The following is a 17444-nucleotide window of genomic DNA, read 5'->3' as shown; positions in this document are numbered from 1 at the left end:
TAATTTGATTGTTGTTGAGATACAGGGATGTCAGGTTGGTGAGTGCCGACAGTGGGGTGATGTCGGTAATTTGATTGCCGTCGAGAGAAAGTTCCGTGAGGTTTGAAAGTATCCGAGCGGCTTTATTGCACTTAGAAGTGCGAGCCCGTTTTAACAGCACTTCAACTGTATCTCTTGCCGATTTTGAAAGACTATCTTTGTGCGTGCACCTGTCGGCAAAGCTACTAAAATTAATTGGTTGGTTTGCTTGTGGTTCTGACATAGTAAATTCCGATTCTATTTTGGTAAAATTTCAGTCGGCCTGTCCGTCAGTTCCGTAGTCCGGCAGGGGTTTAAACCCCTGCCGGCCTGTGTGGCCATGAAAAATCTTCAAGTTTGCACGCTAAACTCCTCTGGCTCGATTCCCCAATTTACCCAACGAATTGCCTCAAGAGCCGATCGCACATTTGGCGGCACGCGCAAAGCGTGAATGTGTCCCGTACTTGGACAAGTCATTTTTAACAAATAAACTGGCTTTGCATTACCCACCCAATCAAAATCATCGTCAAACTCGATGCTTAATAGAGTGTATTCCTGCCAACTATCTAATTCTGTAACCGCTAATTCTTGACAAATGCGATCGTAAGTAATTCCCTGAATTAACGCGCGCCGAACTTCTGCATTCTGTTGCTTCAACACCCACTTAGACTGCCACTGGTGCGGGTGCAGCCTACCGTACCATTCCGGCAAAATCACGCCGTGATAGGCGTAAATCGAAACACCGTCGGCAAATTGTACCGCTGGTTTTCCTTCGGCGTGCAAGCGGTGGTTGCTGTCTGCGGAAAGTGCGATCGGCTTTTCGCAGACAATGCAAACTTTGTCATAGGGATAAATCAAGCCACAATCCCGGACAAGCGATTGAAAAACTATCCAATTTCTGCCGCAGGAATGAGGTAAATTTAGAACGGAAATGCAAAAATCCAAGAAACTGCCATAAGCAGCCCACAATACTGGTTGAATGCAATTACTGAATAGTTTTGTTCCTAATCTTTGCCAGTAAAAGTCTCGACTCGGCTCATTGAACACCTCTTCCGGTGGCAATTGGCTTGCTATGAAGCCAGCTAAATAATTGCGGTGCGCCTCCCACAATTGCGTTTGCAGTTGAGTATAAAGTCGAGCTGACCGTTGAGTTTGCAGTTGGCTTTGCAGTTCGGTTTCTAGTTGGCTCCCCAAATAACCCCGCAGTTGTTTTTCTAGCTGGCTTCGCAGTTTGGTCTCGAATTGGCTCCGCAGTTCGCTGCTGGGATTATCAAATCGACTGAGGATTAGATCTGCAGCTTCGTAGGGGCGATCGACAAAAATGATTTCCGGTGCTTTTTTGCCGATCGCACTGTAAGCCGATTTTATTGTTTCCGCAGCTTGCGAGCGATTTATCGGGCCAGTGGAAAGCGAGATCGCTCTCCACTTTTCCCGATAAACTGGAATCAAAGCTGCTTGTTCTGGCGTCAGTTTTTTAACCTTAGTCTGTGACATACCTCCAACCTTGCGGCTCATATTCGCGCTGAATTCGCACCATCCAATTACCTTGGGGAATTGCGATCGCGTGGTGTTCTTCGTGACTCAATAAAGCTGTGGGTGAAAGCACCCGCAAGTATAGAGTGCCGTCTTTTTCGTAAAGTTCAGCTTGTCCCTCAATAATCTGGTGAGAATGTCCGGTGACTTCACCTTCGGCGAGAGTTAGGTGAGGTTTTTTTTCTCCTTCGATTTTCGGTACGGGGGTGAGAATTACGTCGCCTTGTCGGATGGGCTGCATAGGTTTTTTCTAAATTTTGTTTGCTGGTGTCGGTCGATCGAGCTTTTCTACCGTAACTCAATACTACATTTGTAATACACTGGTGTCAAGAGCCACAAAGCACATTCGATAACTCTTTGCTGCACTGACAGGCGTTATCTTGGAGTGTGAAAGTGCGATCGCAGACAGAAATGCTACAGTAGATGTTAGTTTCGAGACAGTTTTAGGTTTGAATGCCTACCTACCCGTCGCTAGAGGGTTTGTATCGAATCACTTATTGCTTGACATATTTGGCATCGCAACCTATTCACCTCATCTGTGTTGACGAGAGAAGCAAAAACTTGTTCGTATTGGCTAGAGATGACGAGGAAATTGAGATTGAAATTGCTCCAAATGGGAAGGTATTTTAATGAGCCAAGTAGATTATACTGCAATATCCGAGGGAGAATTGAAGCGTTATTTTCTTAAAAATCGCGGGGATAAAGCTGCACTGCAAGCCTACTTATACAGGCGGAAAAAGCGATCGAATTCCATCATAATAAAAGTGGGAGATTCGGATTTCGATACTAAGATTGGGGCAGCCATTCGCCAGCAAATGAAAGAAGACAAAGATTAGTCTTGTATCCTAACAATATATTTATAAATGGGGGAGCGATCGCCCAAACCAGTTTTTCTCTAAACCGCAGAAATCCCGCGCCGAAACTCCTTAACTGCTTCAACCCTAGAAGCCATCAGCAAGCAGCGAGACAGCAGGTTGATGTCTAAACCGGGCAGAACTTCACTTTGTTCAATTTTTTCATATCCGTGCGATCGCAAATGATACAGACCAAATACTCCGTCTTCCCAAAACCAAACTTCGGGGACTCCTAATGCTTGGTAGCGATTCAATTTGCTTTCTCCCCCACTGGTAAACACTACTTCGATGGCAAGATCGGGGGTAATACCTGTTGACTTGCCAATTAAAAAAGATTCATCAGCTTGTACTGAGACTTCCTGTCCCTTCTCTTGGGTAAAGCTACCCAACGGGTTAAATTCAATGTCTTTTTCCACACAGTAGTCCATCAGCAAACTTGCGATCGTCCTGCTGAAAGATTCATGTTCTTGCGAAACTGCCCAGATTTCTACCTCACCTTTGAAATAAAACAGTCTAATCCCGGGGGAATCCGAAAACCCCTGCTCGATTAGCTTGAATTGTTGCCAATCAATCCCGGAGTGAATTAGGCGCTGGTCTTTTGGTTTGTCTAATGTTGCTGTCATGGCACGACCTCCTTTAAACATTTTATAGCAATTTGAATTGGCACAAGTTTGCCAGCACATTGGTAGGGTGCGCCCGAGCCAAAAAATCTGTTTAAGTGGTCGAAACGAATCGATCTCTGATACACCATACAAGTTGATTTAACTATTATATTATCCTTCAACTGTGGCCACCGAAACTCGATCGCGCCCTGATTCTTTCGCCCGATAAAGCGACTCGTCGGCGATCGCAATTAGCGCCCCCGGGTGCGAGATCGGCGCCGGAATGCAGCAAGCTACACCCAAACTCAGCGTCACGTATTCGCTGACAGCAGACTTAGCGTGAGGTATGTGCAAACCCCGCACCTGTTGTGCGATCGTTTCAGCTACGCAAGTCGCACCTTCAATATCCGTATTCGGCAAAACTACTACAAATTCTTCTCCACCGTAACGCGCTACTAAATCTGCCGGTCGCTTTACCGAATGTTGGATAACCGCCGCCACTTGCCGCAAACATTCATCCCCCGCTTGGTGACCGTAAGTGTCGTTGTAAAGTTTGAAATAATCAATGTCGCACATAATCAAAGACAGCGGTGCTTCTTCCCTTGCCAAACGCCGCCATTCCGTCTCGAGGTATTCATTAAAAGAGTGGCGGTTTCTTACCTCAGTCAAACTGTCGTAAGTTGCCAAATAGTGCAAGGCTCTATTCACCGTTTCTAACTGCTTTTTCTGCTGCTGCAACTGACGGTTGAGCTCCGCCAACTGCTGTTCGGCTGCGTGCGATCGCAACAAATTTCTCACCCTCGCCAGCAATTCCCTCTCGTCAAAAGGCTTTGAAATATAATCATCAGCACCCGCATCCAAACTTTCGATCCGAGCTTCCATCCCCGATCGCGCTGTCAAAAAGATTACCGGAGTCGATTTCAATTCTGGCGTGTTCCGAATCTCCTTAAGCAAATCCAGCCCGTTTTGTCTGGGCATGATTTGATCGCTCACAATCAAATTTGGCTGCAAACTTTTGGCTTTTTCTAAACCTTCAACTCCGTCACTCGCCACGGCGACTCGATAGTACGGACTCAATAAAGTTTGGAGGTAAGCCACCAAAAAATTGTTGTCTTCTACTACCAGCAACAGCGGTAATTCTCGGCTGTCAGGTGTTAATTGTTCCCCATTATTTTTGTCCTCAGAACTGTTAGGTTCCGGCAGCGGGGTCTGGGGTCCGCTCGCCCCGACATTTCCCGCTCCCCACTCTCCGGCGCGGAATCCAGTCAGTCCCGCCAATTGGGCGATCGCGCTCACCAACTGATTCGCTTCCACCGGCTTCGACAAATGCCTCTGAAACCCCGCCTCCAGCGCCGATGCCGAATCTTCTTCCTCGATGCCTCCCGTCAGCGCCACCGCCGGCAGCAGTTCCCTGTGTTCGGACATTTCCATTGCTCTGATGCGGCGGATCAAATCGCAGCCGTCTGCTCCCGACACCTCCATATCGCTCACCAACACGTCGGGCCGCGACTGTTGCAACTCGGCCATCGCTTCGGCGGCGCTACCCACCGCTGTTACCTTGGCTCCAAATGCTTCGAGGCCAGTTTTGAGAAATTTTCGGATCTCGGCGCTGCTTTCCACCACCAGGACTTGCTTTCCCGCTAGGGGTTTGGAAACCGATCCCGGTCTGCTTTCACTTTGGGCGATCGCAGCAGTGCGATCGTCGGGTGCATTTTTGTTGGGGCTCGGTAGCAGCACCCCAAAGGTCGCCCCCTGACCGAGGCCGGGACTCGAAGCCCAAACACTTCCCCCGTGCAGTTCCACTAACTGCCGCACAATTGAGAGCCCCAGCCCAAGCCGGTGCTGTTCCTTGCTCTGGAAGCTGTCTGCGGGGCGGAAGTAGTCAAAGATGTGCTGCAGAAATTTGGGGTCGATGCCGCAACCGCTGTCGCTGACCCGAATCAAGACGCCGGACGGACTAGGCTCGATCCCCACTTGAACTGGGTTTGGTGTCGATTCTGGAGTGAATTTGATGGCGTTGGTAACGAGGTTCGCGACTACTTGTTGCAAGCGTTCTGCATCTGCCAAAATGTAGCCTACGGCGGGGTCGCAATGTTTTTCTAGGCGGATGTTTTTAGCCTCGGCGTCGGGACGGAGGGTATCGATCACAGATTCGACGATCGACGGGAGGTGAACTCGGCTCATGTTCAGGCACACTTTCCCCCGCAGCAGCCGCGAGAGGTCGAGGAGATTGTCTATTTGCCGGTTTTGTAATTTGGCGTTGCGCTCGATGATTTCCAAAGCGCGGTTGGTGGTGGCTTCGTTGAAATTGCGCGATCGAGCTAGCTGCGCCCATCCCAAAATCGCGCTCAGGGGCGATCGCAGTTCGTGGGAGGCGATCGCCAGAAATTCGTCTTTTGCCCGGTTGGCTTCGGCTTGGGCTGCTTCAACGGCTTTGCGATCGGTGATGTCAAATCCGATCGCCAAATACTGACAGGGTTTTCCCTTACAGTCCAACAGTGGAACTACTGCTGCGTACACCCAATAATCAGTTCCATTCTTGGCTTTATTCTTAATGTCTCCTTGCCAAACTTCACCTTTGGCAACAGTTGATAGGAGATTTTTGATTATTTCCGAAGATTTATATTCCGAATGGAGGATGCCGAAGTGGCTGCCGATTAGTTCAGCCTGGGAATAGTTGGAGATGGAGCAAACTCGTTCGCTGACATAGTTGATAATTCCTCGCGCGTCAGTTCTCACCGCAAGTGCCGATCGGTTGATCACTCTTTTAAAATCTAAACATTCTTGCAGCAAGGAATCTACCTCTTTTGTGGTAGAAAATTGATCGAGCCTATCTGACGCGTTTTGTTGCTGGCGATCGGGCTTATCCTTACTCCGTTGTTGGATTTCCATGGCTTCTATTTTCCCCTGACGGCTGACACCTAATCTACTCGCATCCTGATTCATTATCACAATTTTCTTTCCCGCACCGACGGGTGTAATATTTTGTATCTCTTCATCTTCCTGAAAAATTGGCAGGTACCACATCCACTCGGGAGTCAACTCAATTTTTGTTTATAGTTGGCTAAAGTTTGTCAATCTGAGGACTGATTTTTTCAGATCTAGCCGATCGTCGGCTGCTAGCTCATTCGTTTTTATCTTTTATATTTTACTAGGGGGAATCACTGAGAAATTTATGGTGGGGAGCACACACCGACAGTTGCATTCTTGTTTGAAACGGGTATCCTAACCGTCAACTTTTTTCTCACAATTACTCCTAGTATCTGGCACAAAGTCTCGTCTTCGGCAGGCTTTCGAGTCTGTGGCATTCTGCCTCATCTGCACTGAAGGAGATATATGTGCAGGGCTAGACCGTTCCCAGATAGGGGGCGGGTTGGGGCGCACAAACTCCCTGTCTGGCGATCGTCCGTAACTTCTTTTAAATTATTTTATTCTACATCTTGACAGGTATGTAAATTTTTTGTATTATATCTGTAATATACCTTCAGAGAAGAGAACCGCCCAACTGCATTGACGCACTCAACTATTAACAATTTGAGGAAAATCGTCTGTGAATTTAGACGCTGTACGCGAGCAATTTGAACAAAGAGCATTTGATTATGACGGCTTAATTCCGCGCCTCATTCCGCGATATCGCGAGCAACACGATGTAATATTGCAGTTAATCCCTTCTGAAACTAATGGTAACATAAAAGTTCTGGATTTAGGCGCGGGAACGGGCATACTGTCGGCTATGATTCTGCAAGCATTTCCTCAAGCAAAAGTCCTAGCCTTTGACATCGCCCAAAATATGCTGAAAACTTGCCAAACTAACTTGTCCGCTTTCCGAGAACGGCTGACCTTGCAGCAAGGAAACTTTGCCGAAGATGATTTCGGCAGCGGTTACGATTTGGTAGTTTCAGGGTTGGCGATCCACCACCTCGACAGCGCAGGCAAACAACAGCTATTTCACAAACTTTTCCACTCGATGAATCCAGGGGGAATCTTGCTAATTCGAGATATTGTGACAGGTGCTACTCCCCGGCTGACTGAGCAATACGAACAGTTGTGGCGGCAGTACATGAAAGCTAACGGAGAAGACGATGCAGCCTGGTTTCAAAAATATCTAGAAGAAGATATTCCCTCCTCTGTGGAAGAGCAGACAAAGTGGCTTGCAGAAGCAGGTTTTGCCGACGCTGGATGTCACTGGCGCTATCTAAATTTTGCTGTTTTTGGCGGCGTTATTCCAAGGTAGAAGGCATTCGGCTGAAGGCCAAGTTTTTGAGAATTATCAAAAGATAAAGCTCGTGGAGAATGGCACATCGAATACTTTTTTAGTCCCGGACGCAGAACCTAATTATGTAGGTGCTGAAGCGCGCACATTACCGCCCTAATTAGCGCGTAAAACTATTTTTTAGATCCGGGAAGCCTTCTCCGAAACCTGTAGAGGCGCCTTCACTCAAGCGCCCTCTGGCAGTGCCAACCGATTCAACAAACCCGCCTCCCATCAACGATACAACCCGCTAGTGACATTTTGTAATAGGGGATTTAAAAGCTCAATAAATAAAGTAAAATTATGAACGATGCTCGATTAGTAAAAATCAGCCGATATCTCAGCAAACACCTGCGCCACGCCCCATCGCGCATCGGCATTGAACTCGCTCCCGGTGGCTGGGTTCCTGTTAGCGAACTCCTCGATGCGTGCCAAAAAAATAACTTTCCTGTTCAGCTTGCAGAACTCAAAAAAGTAGTCGCGCAAAACGACAAGCAGCGCTTTTCATTTGACTCCACAGGCACTCTAATTCGTGCTAACCAAGGACACAGCGTAGAGGTTGACTTGCAGTTAGAACCCGCTGTTCCCCCGGATATTTTATATCACGGAACAGGTAGCACTGCCGTCGAGTCTATTCTCAGTCAAGGAATTAGGAAAATGTCGCGGCATCATGTTCATTTGTCCGTGAATATCCAGACGGCGCGCCAAGTAGGGGCAAGACATGGCATCCCGGCAGTCTTTAGTGTAGATGCCGCAGCCATGCAACGCGACGGTCATACATTTTACTGCTCGGCAAACAAAGTTTGGTTAGTAGATTTTGTGCCGCCCGCTTATCTCAAAATAAGTTGATAATTTTCACTTTTTTTGTAGAATGTGTACCACAAAAACTGTAAAATAAGAGTAAGTAGGACTTTTGCAAAATGAGTGCGGAAGATATGGGCGATCGCGAAAACAATTTTCATCAAAACAATTCTCCAAATAGAGGTCTGCTCGGCTCTGGTTGGCGACCTTTTTACCGTCAATTTGATTGGGAACACCTTGTACATTTAGCGTCTAGCGACCCCTTAGAACTAGCTCAAAAAACTTTAGGGGCAGCTAGCGACATTGCCGACGCAATGGGACGACACCAATATACTTGGTGGGCAAATATGTTAAATGTATTTTCTGAAAATACTCGCTACGAAATTGATGAATTTTGGGATTACATTACTCCGCAGCCAGTTTACCCGGATTACCGCTACAAAGACGTTTTAGTTACCGAAACGCCTGTGGTGCAATTGGTCAGCCGCGCTAGCATTCCCATCGACTACGTTCTTAACAAACTCCAAGAGATTACTGTTTTCAAAGTTCTGGATTTGCTAGGGAAACCGGATGCAATTACCCAGTCTTTTATGGAGCGACATTTTTCTTATCCCCCGGAGCGGTTTGTTAGCTGGGAACGCTTAGAAGTTTTGGGTACTGTTTATGCTTCTTGGGCTCGATTCGGCTGCTGGCTGCAAATTGACAGCTACGACAGGGGAAGACGCTGCTACACTCTAATTTGCCAAGATATTGCGCCGCTCGTTAGCAAGGCAACTTATAATTTAGCGGTGATTCTGGGGGGGTACAAAAGCCGCGTCGGACAGGTTCACAGCCAGTTCCCAATTCGCACTTTTTCTGCGGAGGTTCAAAGTTTTACCGATACAATTCAGCAGGCAATTTTGGATCAAAATCAGTTGGCTGTTTTGGTTAGTGGCGAACCGGGTACGGGCAAAACTGCTTGGACGCAAGCGGTAGCAAAGGAAATTTTAGTGCCGCTAGGTTATGTGATTTTTATCTTAGACCACGATGCTGTGGAAAATTTTGTGCCTCCGAGTTATTTAGAGCGGATTTGTATTATTATCAACGAGGCTGATAATTTGGCTCAAGATAGATCGACTGCAGAAGCCCAACGCACTAACAAAACTGAACACATTTTGAGTTTGCTGGATGGAACTTTGTACCAAAGCGTCATCGACGAACACGGCATTCAATTTCAGCAAAAACTCGTAGTTTTGATGACTTGCAACACCACTGAAAGATTAGATCCTGCAATATTACGGAAAGGGAGAGTGGATTTTACCAGTGAATTTACGCACAAATTTGTTTGAGCGCTCTCTTGCATTCTCAAGCTATCTGGCGATCGCACTGGCTACACGATCTCAACCATGTTCGATGTGGGGTTTTCAATTAAAGAATTGGGAATGACTGAGGAAGCTCATGGTTTGGAGCGCGGGCCTACAGTTGCATTCTTTTGGGAACTTGTATAAAATACCGAACAATCACCAGGAAATCTTCTGAATATCAAAGTTTGGGGGAAACTTTCTTGAGTACCTAGAGACCCTGGGTGTCAACAATCGCCTAAAACCCTTTGTCTCTCTCGTTTTTTGTCTAGTGTCGCTGCCCTCTTGCGCCCCCGCATAGTCGGGGCAGGCAAGAGATCACTCCAGTCTCCTCCGACTATTCGGGGGCGCGGGCGCGATCTATGCCTAATGGTCAAACAGCAAGCGGGCACTAGCTTTGGTCTTAAGTTGATAGCAATGCCTATAGACATATCCCCATCAAAAATGATATCAATGATGGGTGAGACCCTCTAAGGATATCGACCGAGAGAGCACATCAGGGGAAAACAGCATTTTTGGTCTCAAACAGAATTTTTCAGACTTGACAGCTATGGAGGAAATCCCAAACCGTGCACACTAAGCCAGTTCAGCAAAAAAGTCAGGGACTGGGAAGGTACGTTGACGGGACTGTCCCGATCGCCCAACAACCCGCAGAGGCAGCCGTGTCCGAGAGTAAAGACCGATTTCGGCGGTTTGTGGAGCGCTCCGCCGAGGCCGTGGCAATGGTAGATTGTGAAATGCGCTATCTGTCGGTTTCTCGTCGCTGGGAAACAGATTGGGGGTTGGGCGACGGCGAGGCCATCGGCCGATCTCATTGGGAACTGTTCCCGAATCTCCCGGAATATTGGGAGCAAAATGCCCAGGCTTGTTTGACGGGAGTTTTGGAATACAGCGAGTTTGTGGCAGGGCGATCGATCGCATCTGTATCAGGAAAAACCGCAAGCGGCTCTGTCAGCGAGTCGGTAAAATGGGTATTTCAGCCTTGGACAAATAGCGAAGGTGCGATCGGCGGTTTGATTTTGTTTGCATCTAAGATAGCTGAGGCTCCCGCTCAAACTAATTGCTTTAATAAATTTCAGTCCGAGCTCAAAAGCAAGCAGTTAGAAACTATACCGCAACTAACTCAAATTGCCCTCGAAAATGCTGCTGATACAATCTTTTTTACTACGTCCGACGGTCAAATTTGCTACGCGAACAAAGCCGCTTGCCATCTTTTCGGCTACTCGGAATCTGAACTGCTAAACATGAGGGTTAGCGACATCGATTCGCAGTTGCCAGCAGCGGATTGGCGAGAACACTGGGCTCAACTGAAGCAGCAAACCAACCTCACTTTTGAAACCACTTACAAAACCAAAGACGGCCCCAGTTTTCCCGTCGAAGTTAAAGTCAATTATTTAGAATACGGCGGTTGCGAATACCGCTGCGCGATCGCCCGCGACATTTCGGCTCGCCAAGTAGCAGAATCAGCGCTTTTAGAGGCGAAAGAGCAACTTCAAGCCGTTTTGGACGCCGTGCCGGGATTAGTTTCTTGGGTAAGTTCCGATTTGCGCTACTTGGGAGTAAACCGACATTTAGCTACCGCTTACAAAATGCCTGCCGAACTATTTATCGGTCAAAAAGTAGGTTTTTTAGATACAAGTCCCAAATTTAACGATTTAGTATACGATTTCTTTGCCAATCATAAAAAGAAGACATCTCAAGAAGTAACAGCGAGCATCAGAGGAGAAAATAAAACTTATCTAATTGTCGCTCAAAAATACCATAACAGTACGGCGGCGGTATTTGTCGGATTGGACATTACAGAAAGCAAACAGTCTCTTTTAGCTTTGCAAGAATCCGAAGAACGCTTGCGACAACAAGCGGCTAAATTAGAGCAGACGCTGTTAATTTTGCAGCGAGCTCAAACTCAACTGATTCAAACAGAAAAGATGTCATCCCTGGGGCAGTTGGTAGCAGGAATAGCGCACGAAATTAATAATCCAGTTAGTTTTATTTCCGGCAATGTCAGCCACGCCACCGGCTACATTCAAGAACTGCTGCGAGCGATCGACCTTTACCAAAAGTATTATCCCCGTCCCGTGCGGGAAATTCAAGATTTGATGGAAGAATTAGACTTAGACTTCATCAAAAAAGACTTGCCAAAACTGCTAAATTCAATGAAAGTCGGTTCGGAAAGGATTCGCGATGTCGTGCGATCGCTCCGCTTGTTCTCGCGTACCGACGAAGCGCAAATGAAGCCTGCTGATATCCATGAAGGTTTGGACAGCACTTTGCTGATCTTGCAAAATCGCCTGCAAGCTAAAGGGGGACGGCCCGGGATTTCTCTAGTTAAAGAGTACGGAGATTTGCCGCAAGTTCACTGCTATGCGGGGCACTTAAACCAAGTGTTCATGCACTTGTTGACAAATGCGATCGACGCTTTGGAAGAAGGGGGGAGACATCACGCAAAGTATGGTAAAAATCAAAATCAGTCTTACTTGTCTTCAGCCAGGTCGAGCTCTGAAATATTCACTCCCGAAATTCGGATTCGGACCTCCGTGGTAGGGGAAAACGAAGTTGCGATCGCCATTAGTGACAACGGCCCTGGCATGACTGAAGAAGTCCTCGACTGCATCTTTGACCCTTTGTTTACCACTAAATGTCCAGACACCAGCACTGGTTTGGGTCTAGCAATATCCCAGCATTTAGTAGTAGAAAAGCACGGCGGTAAGTTGCACTGTGTTTCGCGTCCGGGAGAGGGAACAGAGTTGATAATTAGAATTGCCATCGGCAACGATTAATTAGCTGTTTACGGATAGGAAATAATATGGTTATTGAGTGGCTTAAATTTAAAGTACCTCAAGAAAAGTGGGAGCAGTTTATTCAGCGAGATCAGGAAGTTTGGACGGCGGGACTAAAAAGTTGCGACGGTTTTTTAGGCAAAGAAGTTTGGGTAGAGCCGGTGGAAAATGAGGTGGTGATGTTGATTCGCTGGGAAACTAGGGAGAAGTGGAAGTCTGTGCCACAAAGCACAATCGACGAGTTGGATGCCAAAATGGGCGATTTGCAAATTGCGATCGCCGAAAGTCGCGAATATCAAGTCCGCAAGTTTTTGCATTAGTCATCAGTCATCAGTCATCAGTCATTAGTTACCATTTAGGAACTCAAGGATTGCGGGATTCTCTACCGACAGTTCCAGAGTCAAGGTGCTTGTTTTTTCACCGACTTTTGGAGTGCTTATCAGAGAGTTTTTCCAAAAAAGAGACACCAATCAGTAGTCAAGGAAAGTGGCTAAACTTCCTATATAGAAAGATTTAACAATACGATGAGACAAAGAAGATCTCGTTTAGTCAAAAAAACTCTTTCTTTTTCTAAAAAACTCTCCAATCATATTGGAGCAATCGGGTATTTTATTCATGAGCATAACGGCTGTTTATCTATAGAGTGAAAGCCTTATTTTTTCATGACTATGCAGGACTACCCACTTCCGAACTATAAAAACAAGTTATGTCATTGTTGGCGACAGAAAACCAGCCAGTAAAGCTCGCCTGCTACAAAACGGACAAATATCATCATCAGATTTGCTAAACGCATTGCAATCTCTATCGCAGCGCTGCTTGAGCGAAAAACAGGAAAGTCTTTACACTTTGCCACCTGTACTGAAGCAATATATCAAAGGGTTGTAACCAAATTAGTCCTGGACGCATAAATACCCAAGAAACCGGGTTTTTTACCGAGTCAGCAGGCTGCGACGAAGTATTTTTGTAAAAAAACCCGGTTTCTTAACCCCATGCGTCCAGGACTAATTTTAAGAAAGTTTTGCATAGAGAGCTGAAATAAAATTAAGGCTTAAAAAGCCTACTGCAAGGACGAGAAGGATAAAAATGGCGATACTGAAAATAGACTTTAGCCGATCGCCAATTCCGGGTTTTTCTGAGTTCATTGGTCAATTTTTACAGTAAATTTGCTCCGGGCCATTGAGAAATAGTAAATTATACCAATGCGCGAACAAAAAGGCAACTCCCGACAATCTCCAAACAACGCTCGTCCTCAGTAGGTCGCCTTTTGTTAACTTTTAATCTAAAATCTAAAATCTAAAATAGTCTTAGGCATTTTTCGGTTAGCCTGGACAGCTATTGTCGATCGCCCGAACCCGATGACCCTAACTCCTGTAAAATAGAGGGCGCGTTGGGGCGAACCTTTTAACAGCCGGAATTGGGCGCGATCGTCACAGGCTCCCAAATACATAATAATATGGCAGTCATCCTTAACTTACTCACAAAGGTAAAAATAGAAGAGTGCCAAGAAATAATCTAAAACATATAACTGAAAATAAGGATAGAAATCGATGCTCCACCCAGTCTCGCAACCTTACCCACAACGAGCAAATACTATGACCCAAAGAGCCGTGCGGAAGCCAAAACCCTCTGTTGCAAACCGCTTGAGACCAAGTTTTCCTCAAAGGCACTGGCTGGAGCTGGCAGAGTACGCCTCTCTGGCGGCCTCTGGTGTGGGTTCCCTGGCGGTGGCAATGTCGGGCCAAGCTTTTTACGGGGTGGCTCCCCTAACTTTGGCTTTGTCGCTGAATGTTGCTAACCGGTATCGCTTCGAGCAGCAAGTGCGCGTGCATCAACATTCGGAAATGGCCCAAGTCCAAAAGTCTGTCAATAAAGTCGAAAAAACGGCGGTGACGGTAATTGTTAAATTACGCAGGCAGTTGTCTGCAGATATTGCAGCGCTGCGCCAGCAAATGGCGACAATGCCTAGGGCTGAGGGCTTTGAGGATTCTCTCGACATCCAGCGGCAGTTGCTGAGTTTAGGAGAGTCGGTAGCTTCTTTGCAAGAAATCGTGGCGTCTGCTGTGCTCGATGTCCGCCAGCAGGTGAGCGAACAACTGCAAGATTTATCGGTTGGCCAACGGGCGAATCTCCAAGCTGTGGAACAGGCTATAGAGCAACTGCAAAGTGCGACGCAAGGCTTGACAGAAACTTCTATCACCCGAGACGACTGGGAAGTAGTAAATACTCGATTTTTGGAAATCCAGAAAGTCATGGCCAATTTGCAAAGCCAACTGCAAGCTCCCGCGCACCAATCAACGGCGGATTTGTCGATCGTCCAAGCTCAAATCCACCGTTTGGAACACGAGCAGCAAGAAGTTGTCAAACCTCACCTCAAGCGCTTAATCTCGGTTGTCAAGGAGTTGCAGCACACACAAGAGAGTAGTCATTAGTCATTAGTGAGCAGTCATTAGTCATCAGTCAGAAGGAAGATTTTTCGACTCACACATTCTGCGACTCACGCCCGATCGAGTCCAAATTTTTCGACAACTGTGTTACAAAATGAAAAGCTAATCTGTCTAGTTCACCTGTTTTCAACCTGTTACAAGAAAATTAAATGACTGCAACCGTAACTATTGCTGATAACCCGTTACTAATCGGTCAAGGATTGCCTCCATTTGACGCGATCGAACCAGAACACGTAGTCCCCGCTGTTACTCAACTGCTGACCGAACTAGAAGCCTCGCTAGCTGACTTAGAATCGTCTGTAGAGCCGACTTGGAGCGGCTTAGTAGAACCATTGCAGCGACTCGGAGAGCGTTTAAATTGGAGCTGGAGCATTGTCGGACATTTGATGGGCGTGAAAAATAGCCCGGAATTGCGATCGGCTCAGGAAACAGTGCAGCCGGAAGTAGTAAAATTTTGGAGCAAGCTCAGTCAAAGCAAACCGCTTTATGAAGCTTTTAAAGCGCTGCGGGCTAGCGAAAATTGGGACAGCTTAGAGTCAGCTCAAAAGCGAATTGTCGAAGCCGCTCTTCGAGACGCTCAACTCTCCGGCGTCGGTTTAGAAGGCGAGCAAAAAGAGCGTTTTAATGCCATTCAATTAGAATTGGCAGAAATTACTACCCAATTTTCCAATCACGTCCTCGACGCTACCAAAGCATTCAGCATCACCCTCACAAACAAAGACGAAATTGACGGTTTGCCGCCGAGTTTGTTGAGTTTAGCAGCTCAAGCCGCTCGCAGCGCCGGCGAAGAAAATGCGGATGCCGAAAACGGCCCTTGGCGGATTACTTTAGACTTTCCGAGTTACGGCCCTTTCATGCAGCACAGCACCCGCCGCGACTTGCGCGAAAAGTTGTACAAAGCTTTTATCGGCAGAGCAAGTAGCGGAGAATTGAATAACTGGCCCTTGACCGATCGCATTTTGGCTTTGCGCCAGGAAAAAGCTGCTTTGCTCGGGTTTAGCAGTTATGCCGAATTGAGCTTGGCGAGCAAAATGGCTCCCGACGTGACAGCAGTGGAAGCTTTGTTAGAAGAATTGCGGCAGGCTAGTTATGATGCTGCTGTCAAAGATTTAGAAGATTTGAAAGCTTTTGCTGCCGAAAAAGGCGCGGCGGAAGCTGGAGATTTGAAGCACTGGGATGTAGGTTTTTGGTCGGAACGCCGCAGGGAAGAAAAGTTTGCTTTTAGTGCCGAAGAATTGCGGCCTTATTTTGCTTTGCCGCAGGTATTAGAGGGGTTATTTGGATTAGTAAAGCGGTTGTTCGGCGTGACAGTAACTGCGGCGGACGGTCAAACTCCTGTGTGGCACAAAGATGTGCGCTATTTCCAAATAGATGATGAAGCAGGAAATACGATCGCCAATTTCTATTTAGACCCCTACAGCCGCCCCGAGGAAAAGCGCGGCGGTGCTTGGATGGACGAGTGCGTGGTGCGCGCTAAATTTGTGGAAGCGTCCAAGACAACCACGCGGTTGCCGGTGGCTTATTTGGTGTGCAACCAAAGTCCTCCGGTTGACGGCAAACCGAGTTTAATGACTTTTGGGGAAGTCGAAACTTTGTTTCACGAATTCGGTCACGGTTTGCAGCATATGCTGACAACGGTAGACTATCCGGGGGCTTCGGGCATCAATAATGTTGAGTGGGATGCGGTGGAATTGCCCAGTCAATTTATGGAAAATTGGTGTTACGATCGCGCGACTTTGTTCGGGATGGCAAAGCATTACGAAACCGGGGAAACTTTGCCGGAACACTACTACCAAAAACTGCTAGCAGCGCGCCACTACATGAGCGGCAGCGTCATGCTCAGGCAAGTACATTTTAGCAGCGTTGACATCGAATTGCACCACCGCTATCGATCGGGCGGCAGCGAAACTGTGGCCGATGTCCGCAACCGCATCGCTAAAACTACGACTGTTTTGCCTCCTCTGGAAGAAGACGCATTTTTGTGCGCTTTCGGACACATTTTTGCGGGCGGCTATGCGGCGGGGTATTACAGTTACAAATGGGCGGAAGTGCTCAGCGCTGATGCTTTTGCGGCGTTTGAGGAAGCGGGTTTGGAAGATGAAAGTGCGATCGCCTCTACAGGTAAGCGCTTCCGAGATACAGTGTTAGGATTGGGCGGCAGTTTGCACCCGATGGAAGTGTTTAAAACTTTCCGGGGACGCGAACCGAGCACTAAAGCTTTGTTGAGACACAGCGGTTTAGTTGCAGCTTAATTTAAGTGTGGAATAACTCGGGATTAATGCGGGTAAATTTATCTGCATTAATCCCGGTTTTTTGTCAACCAAAATTTACGCATATCCTGTATGTGTATGGTGCGGTGTGCATGAAGTCTTACCGCTATAATTTATATCAAATCAGGTAGGATCGGAATTATTCATCTCTCTGTTCTCTGACTCTGTGTTCTCTGTGTCCTCTGCGGTTTAATCATTCCACTTCAACCGGAATTCATCTCATGCGTAAAACCCCTTTCTGCCTAACTTTTGCTGAATTCAAAATGTTTGTAGTAAAACTAAAGTGTTTAGATCTTTATACTAATTCCCACAATTATTGCAACATATAATCCTGCGACCATCTGTAGGGAAACGGCACTGCCGTGTCCGGCGCGAGACTCTGCAAGTTTTCAGATTTGTTATAAAATTGATAATTGTAGCCACACTTTTTTATTGGTATTAATAAAACTAAAATTTTCACTACAAACTTATTTTGTATCGGCTCAATAAGTAGGGGTAGCAGAAGAAAAAAGTAAGCAGAGTACACAAAGTGTCATAAAATAGGACATAT

14 protein-coding genes and 1 pseudogene are annotated in these 17444 nt (G+C 46.9%); 10 read left to right on the top strand and 5 right to left on the bottom strand.

The features are described 5' to 3' along the window. The 3 genes from QUA62_RS24805 to QUA62_RS24795 all read right to left on the bottom strand — a co-directional run. On the bottom strand, positions 1 to 262 hold a 262-nt coding region (locus QUA62_RS24805; protein WP_333407433.1), incomplete at its 3' end, for a leucine-rich repeat domain-containing protein. Between the two features lie 107 nt (positions 263 to 369). Further along, entirely contained in the window at positions 370 to 1512 is a 1143-nt protein-coding gene (locus QUA62_RS24800) for a DUF6745 domain-containing protein (protein ID WP_333407431.1), read from the bottom strand. Beyond that, positions 1499 to 1792, bottom strand: a complete 294-nt coding sequence (locus tag QUA62_RS24795; protein WP_333407429.1) for a hypothetical protein — start codon at positions 1790 to 1792, stop codon at positions 1499 to 1501. Before QUA62_RS24795 ends, QUA62_RS24800 begins: the two co-directional genes overlap by 14 nt. Before the next feature lie 212 nt (positions 1793 to 2004). Between QUA62_RS24795 and QUA62_RS29515 the strand changes: the two genes are divergently transcribed. Together QUA62_RS29515 and QUA62_RS24790 are read left to right on the top strand one after the other, a co-directional pair. Beyond that, complete coding sequence (locus tag QUA62_RS29515; RefSeq protein WP_445301716.1) at positions 2005 to 2181, top strand: DUF6888 family protein; 177 nt, start codon at positions 2005 to 2007, stop codon at positions 2179 to 2181. Further along, positions 2181 to 2387 (top strand): DUF6887 family protein, encoded by a 207-nt coding sequence (locus QUA62_RS24790; protein WP_333407427.1) that lies wholly within the window; start codon positions 2181 to 2183, stop codon positions 2385 to 2387. Before QUA62_RS29515 ends, QUA62_RS24790 begins: the two co-directional genes overlap by 1 nt. A 59-nt stretch (positions 2388 to 2446) precedes the next feature. Here QUA62_RS24790 and QUA62_RS24785 read toward each other — a convergent pair whose 3' ends face one another. Both QUA62_RS24785 and QUA62_RS24780 read right to left on the bottom strand, forming a co-directional pair. Next, complete coding sequence (locus tag QUA62_RS24785; RefSeq protein WP_333407425.1) at positions 2447 to 3028, bottom strand: Uma2 family endonuclease; 582 nt, start codon at positions 3026 to 3028, stop codon at positions 2447 to 2449. 150 nt (positions 3029 to 3178) lie between these two features. After that, a complete protein-coding gene (locus QUA62_RS24780) occupies positions 3179 to 6034 on the bottom strand; it encodes a diguanylate cyclase (protein WP_333407423.1) in 2856 nt (951 codons plus the stop codon). A gap of 523 nt (positions 6035 to 6557) precedes the next feature. On the opposite strand from QUA62_RS24780, the gene QUA62_RS24775 reads away from it, so the two are divergent. From QUA62_RS24775 to QUA62_RS24740, 8 genes and pseudogenes are all read left to right on the top strand, one after another. Then, entirely contained in the window at positions 6558 to 7241 is a 684-nt protein-coding gene (locus tag QUA62_RS24775; protein ID WP_333215644.1) for a class I SAM-dependent methyltransferase, read from the top strand. A 321-nt stretch (positions 7242 to 7562) separates the two neighbouring features. Continuing rightward, the gene (locus QUA62_RS24770; protein WP_333407421.1) at positions 7563 to 8108 is read left to right on the top strand and encodes an RNA 2'-phosphotransferase; all 546 of its coding nucleotides are present in this window, start codon (positions 7563 to 7565) and stop codon (positions 8106 to 8108) included. A gap of 71 nt (positions 8109 to 8179) precedes the next feature. Next, positions 8180 to 9388, top strand: coding sequence for an AAA family ATPase (locus QUA62_RS24765; protein WP_333407419.1), 1209 nt, complete (start codon positions 8180 to 8182; stop codon positions 9386 to 9388). A 581-nt stretch (positions 9389 to 9969) separates the two neighbouring features. Beyond that, on the top strand, positions 9970 to 12180 hold the full coding sequence (locus tag QUA62_RS24760; protein WP_333407418.1) for a PAS domain S-box protein: 2211 nt from the start codon (positions 9970 to 9972) through the stop codon (positions 12178 to 12180). A 26-nt stretch (positions 12181 to 12206) separates the two neighbouring features. Next, the gene (locus tag QUA62_RS24755) at positions 12207 to 12500 is read left to right on the top strand and encodes a TIGR03792 family protein (protein WP_333407416.1); all 294 of its coding nucleotides are present in this window, start codon (positions 12207 to 12209) and stop codon (positions 12498 to 12500) included. A gap of 81 nt (positions 12501 to 12581) precedes the next feature. Then, positions 12582 to 12827, top strand: a pseudogene (locus QUA62_RS24750) (IS1 family transposase); the annotation flags it as partial. A gap of 945 nt (positions 12828 to 13772) precedes the next feature. Next, complete coding sequence (locus QUA62_RS24745) at positions 13773 to 14609, top strand: hypothetical protein (RefSeq protein ID WP_333407414.1); 837 nt, start codon at positions 13773 to 13775, stop codon at positions 14607 to 14609. Positions 14610 to 14773: 164 nt separating this feature from the next. Next, positions 14774 to 16876: a M3 family metallopeptidase gene (locus tag QUA62_RS24740; RefSeq protein WP_333407412.1), complete on the top strand. Its 2103-nt coding sequence runs from the start codon at positions 14774 to 14776 to the stop codon at positions 16874 to 16876. Positions 16877 to 17444 lie beyond the last annotated feature (568 nt).

Source organism: Microcoleus sp. MON1_C1, assembly GCF_036701945.1.
Lineage (GTDB): Bacteria > Cyanobacteriota > Cyanobacteriia > Cyanobacteriales > Microcoleaceae > Microcoleus.
Note: the sequence above shows the minus strand (reverse complement) of the source record. Positions and strands in the feature narration are given on the sequence as shown.

What these genes read in the sequence shown, in the direction of transcription:
- QUA62_RS24765 (WP_333407419.1), top strand. Translation starts at nt 8,180, where the DNA reads ATGAGTGCGGAAGATATGGGCGATCGCGAAAACAATTTTCATCAAAAC.
- QUA62_RS24780 (WP_333407423.1), bottom strand. Translation starts at nt 6,034, where the DNA reads ATGTGGTACCTGCCAATTTTTCAGGAAGATGAAGAGATACAAAATATT.
- QUA62_RS24800 (WP_333407431.1), bottom strand. Translation starts at nt 1,512, where the DNA reads ATGTCACAGACTAAGGTTAAAAAACTGACGCCAGAACAAGCAGCTTTG.
- QUA62_RS24745 (WP_333407414.1), top strand. Translation starts at nt 13,773, where the DNA reads ATGACCCAAAGAGCCGTGCGGAAGCCAAAACCCTCTGTTGCAAACCGC.
- QUA62_RS24770 (WP_333407421.1), top strand. Translation starts at nt 7,563, where the DNA reads ATGAACGATGCTCGATTAGTAAAAATCAGCCGATATCTCAGCAAACAC.
- QUA62_RS24740 (WP_333407412.1), top strand. Translation starts at nt 14,774, where the DNA reads ATGACTGCAACCGTAACTATTGCTGATAACCCGTTACTAATCGGTCAA.
- QUA62_RS24790 (WP_333407427.1), top strand. Translation starts at nt 2,181, where the DNA reads ATGAGCCAAGTAGATTATACTGCAATATCCGAGGGAGAATTGAAGCGT.
- QUA62_RS24795 (WP_333407429.1), bottom strand. Translation starts at nt 1,792, where the DNA reads ATGCAGCCCATCCGACAAGGCGACGTAATTCTCACCCCCGTACCGAAA.
- QUA62_RS24755 (WP_333407416.1), top strand. Translation starts at nt 12,207, where the DNA reads ATGGTTATTGAGTGGCTTAAATTTAAAGTACCTCAAGAAAAGTGGGAG.
- QUA62_RS29515 (WP_445301716.1), top strand. Translation starts at nt 2,005, where the DNA reads ATGCCTACCTACCCGTCGCTAGAGGGTTTGTATCGAATCACTTATTGC.
- QUA62_RS24785 (WP_333407425.1), bottom strand. Translation starts at nt 3,028, where the DNA reads ATGACAGCAACATTAGACAAACCAAAAGACCAGCGCCTAATTCACTCC.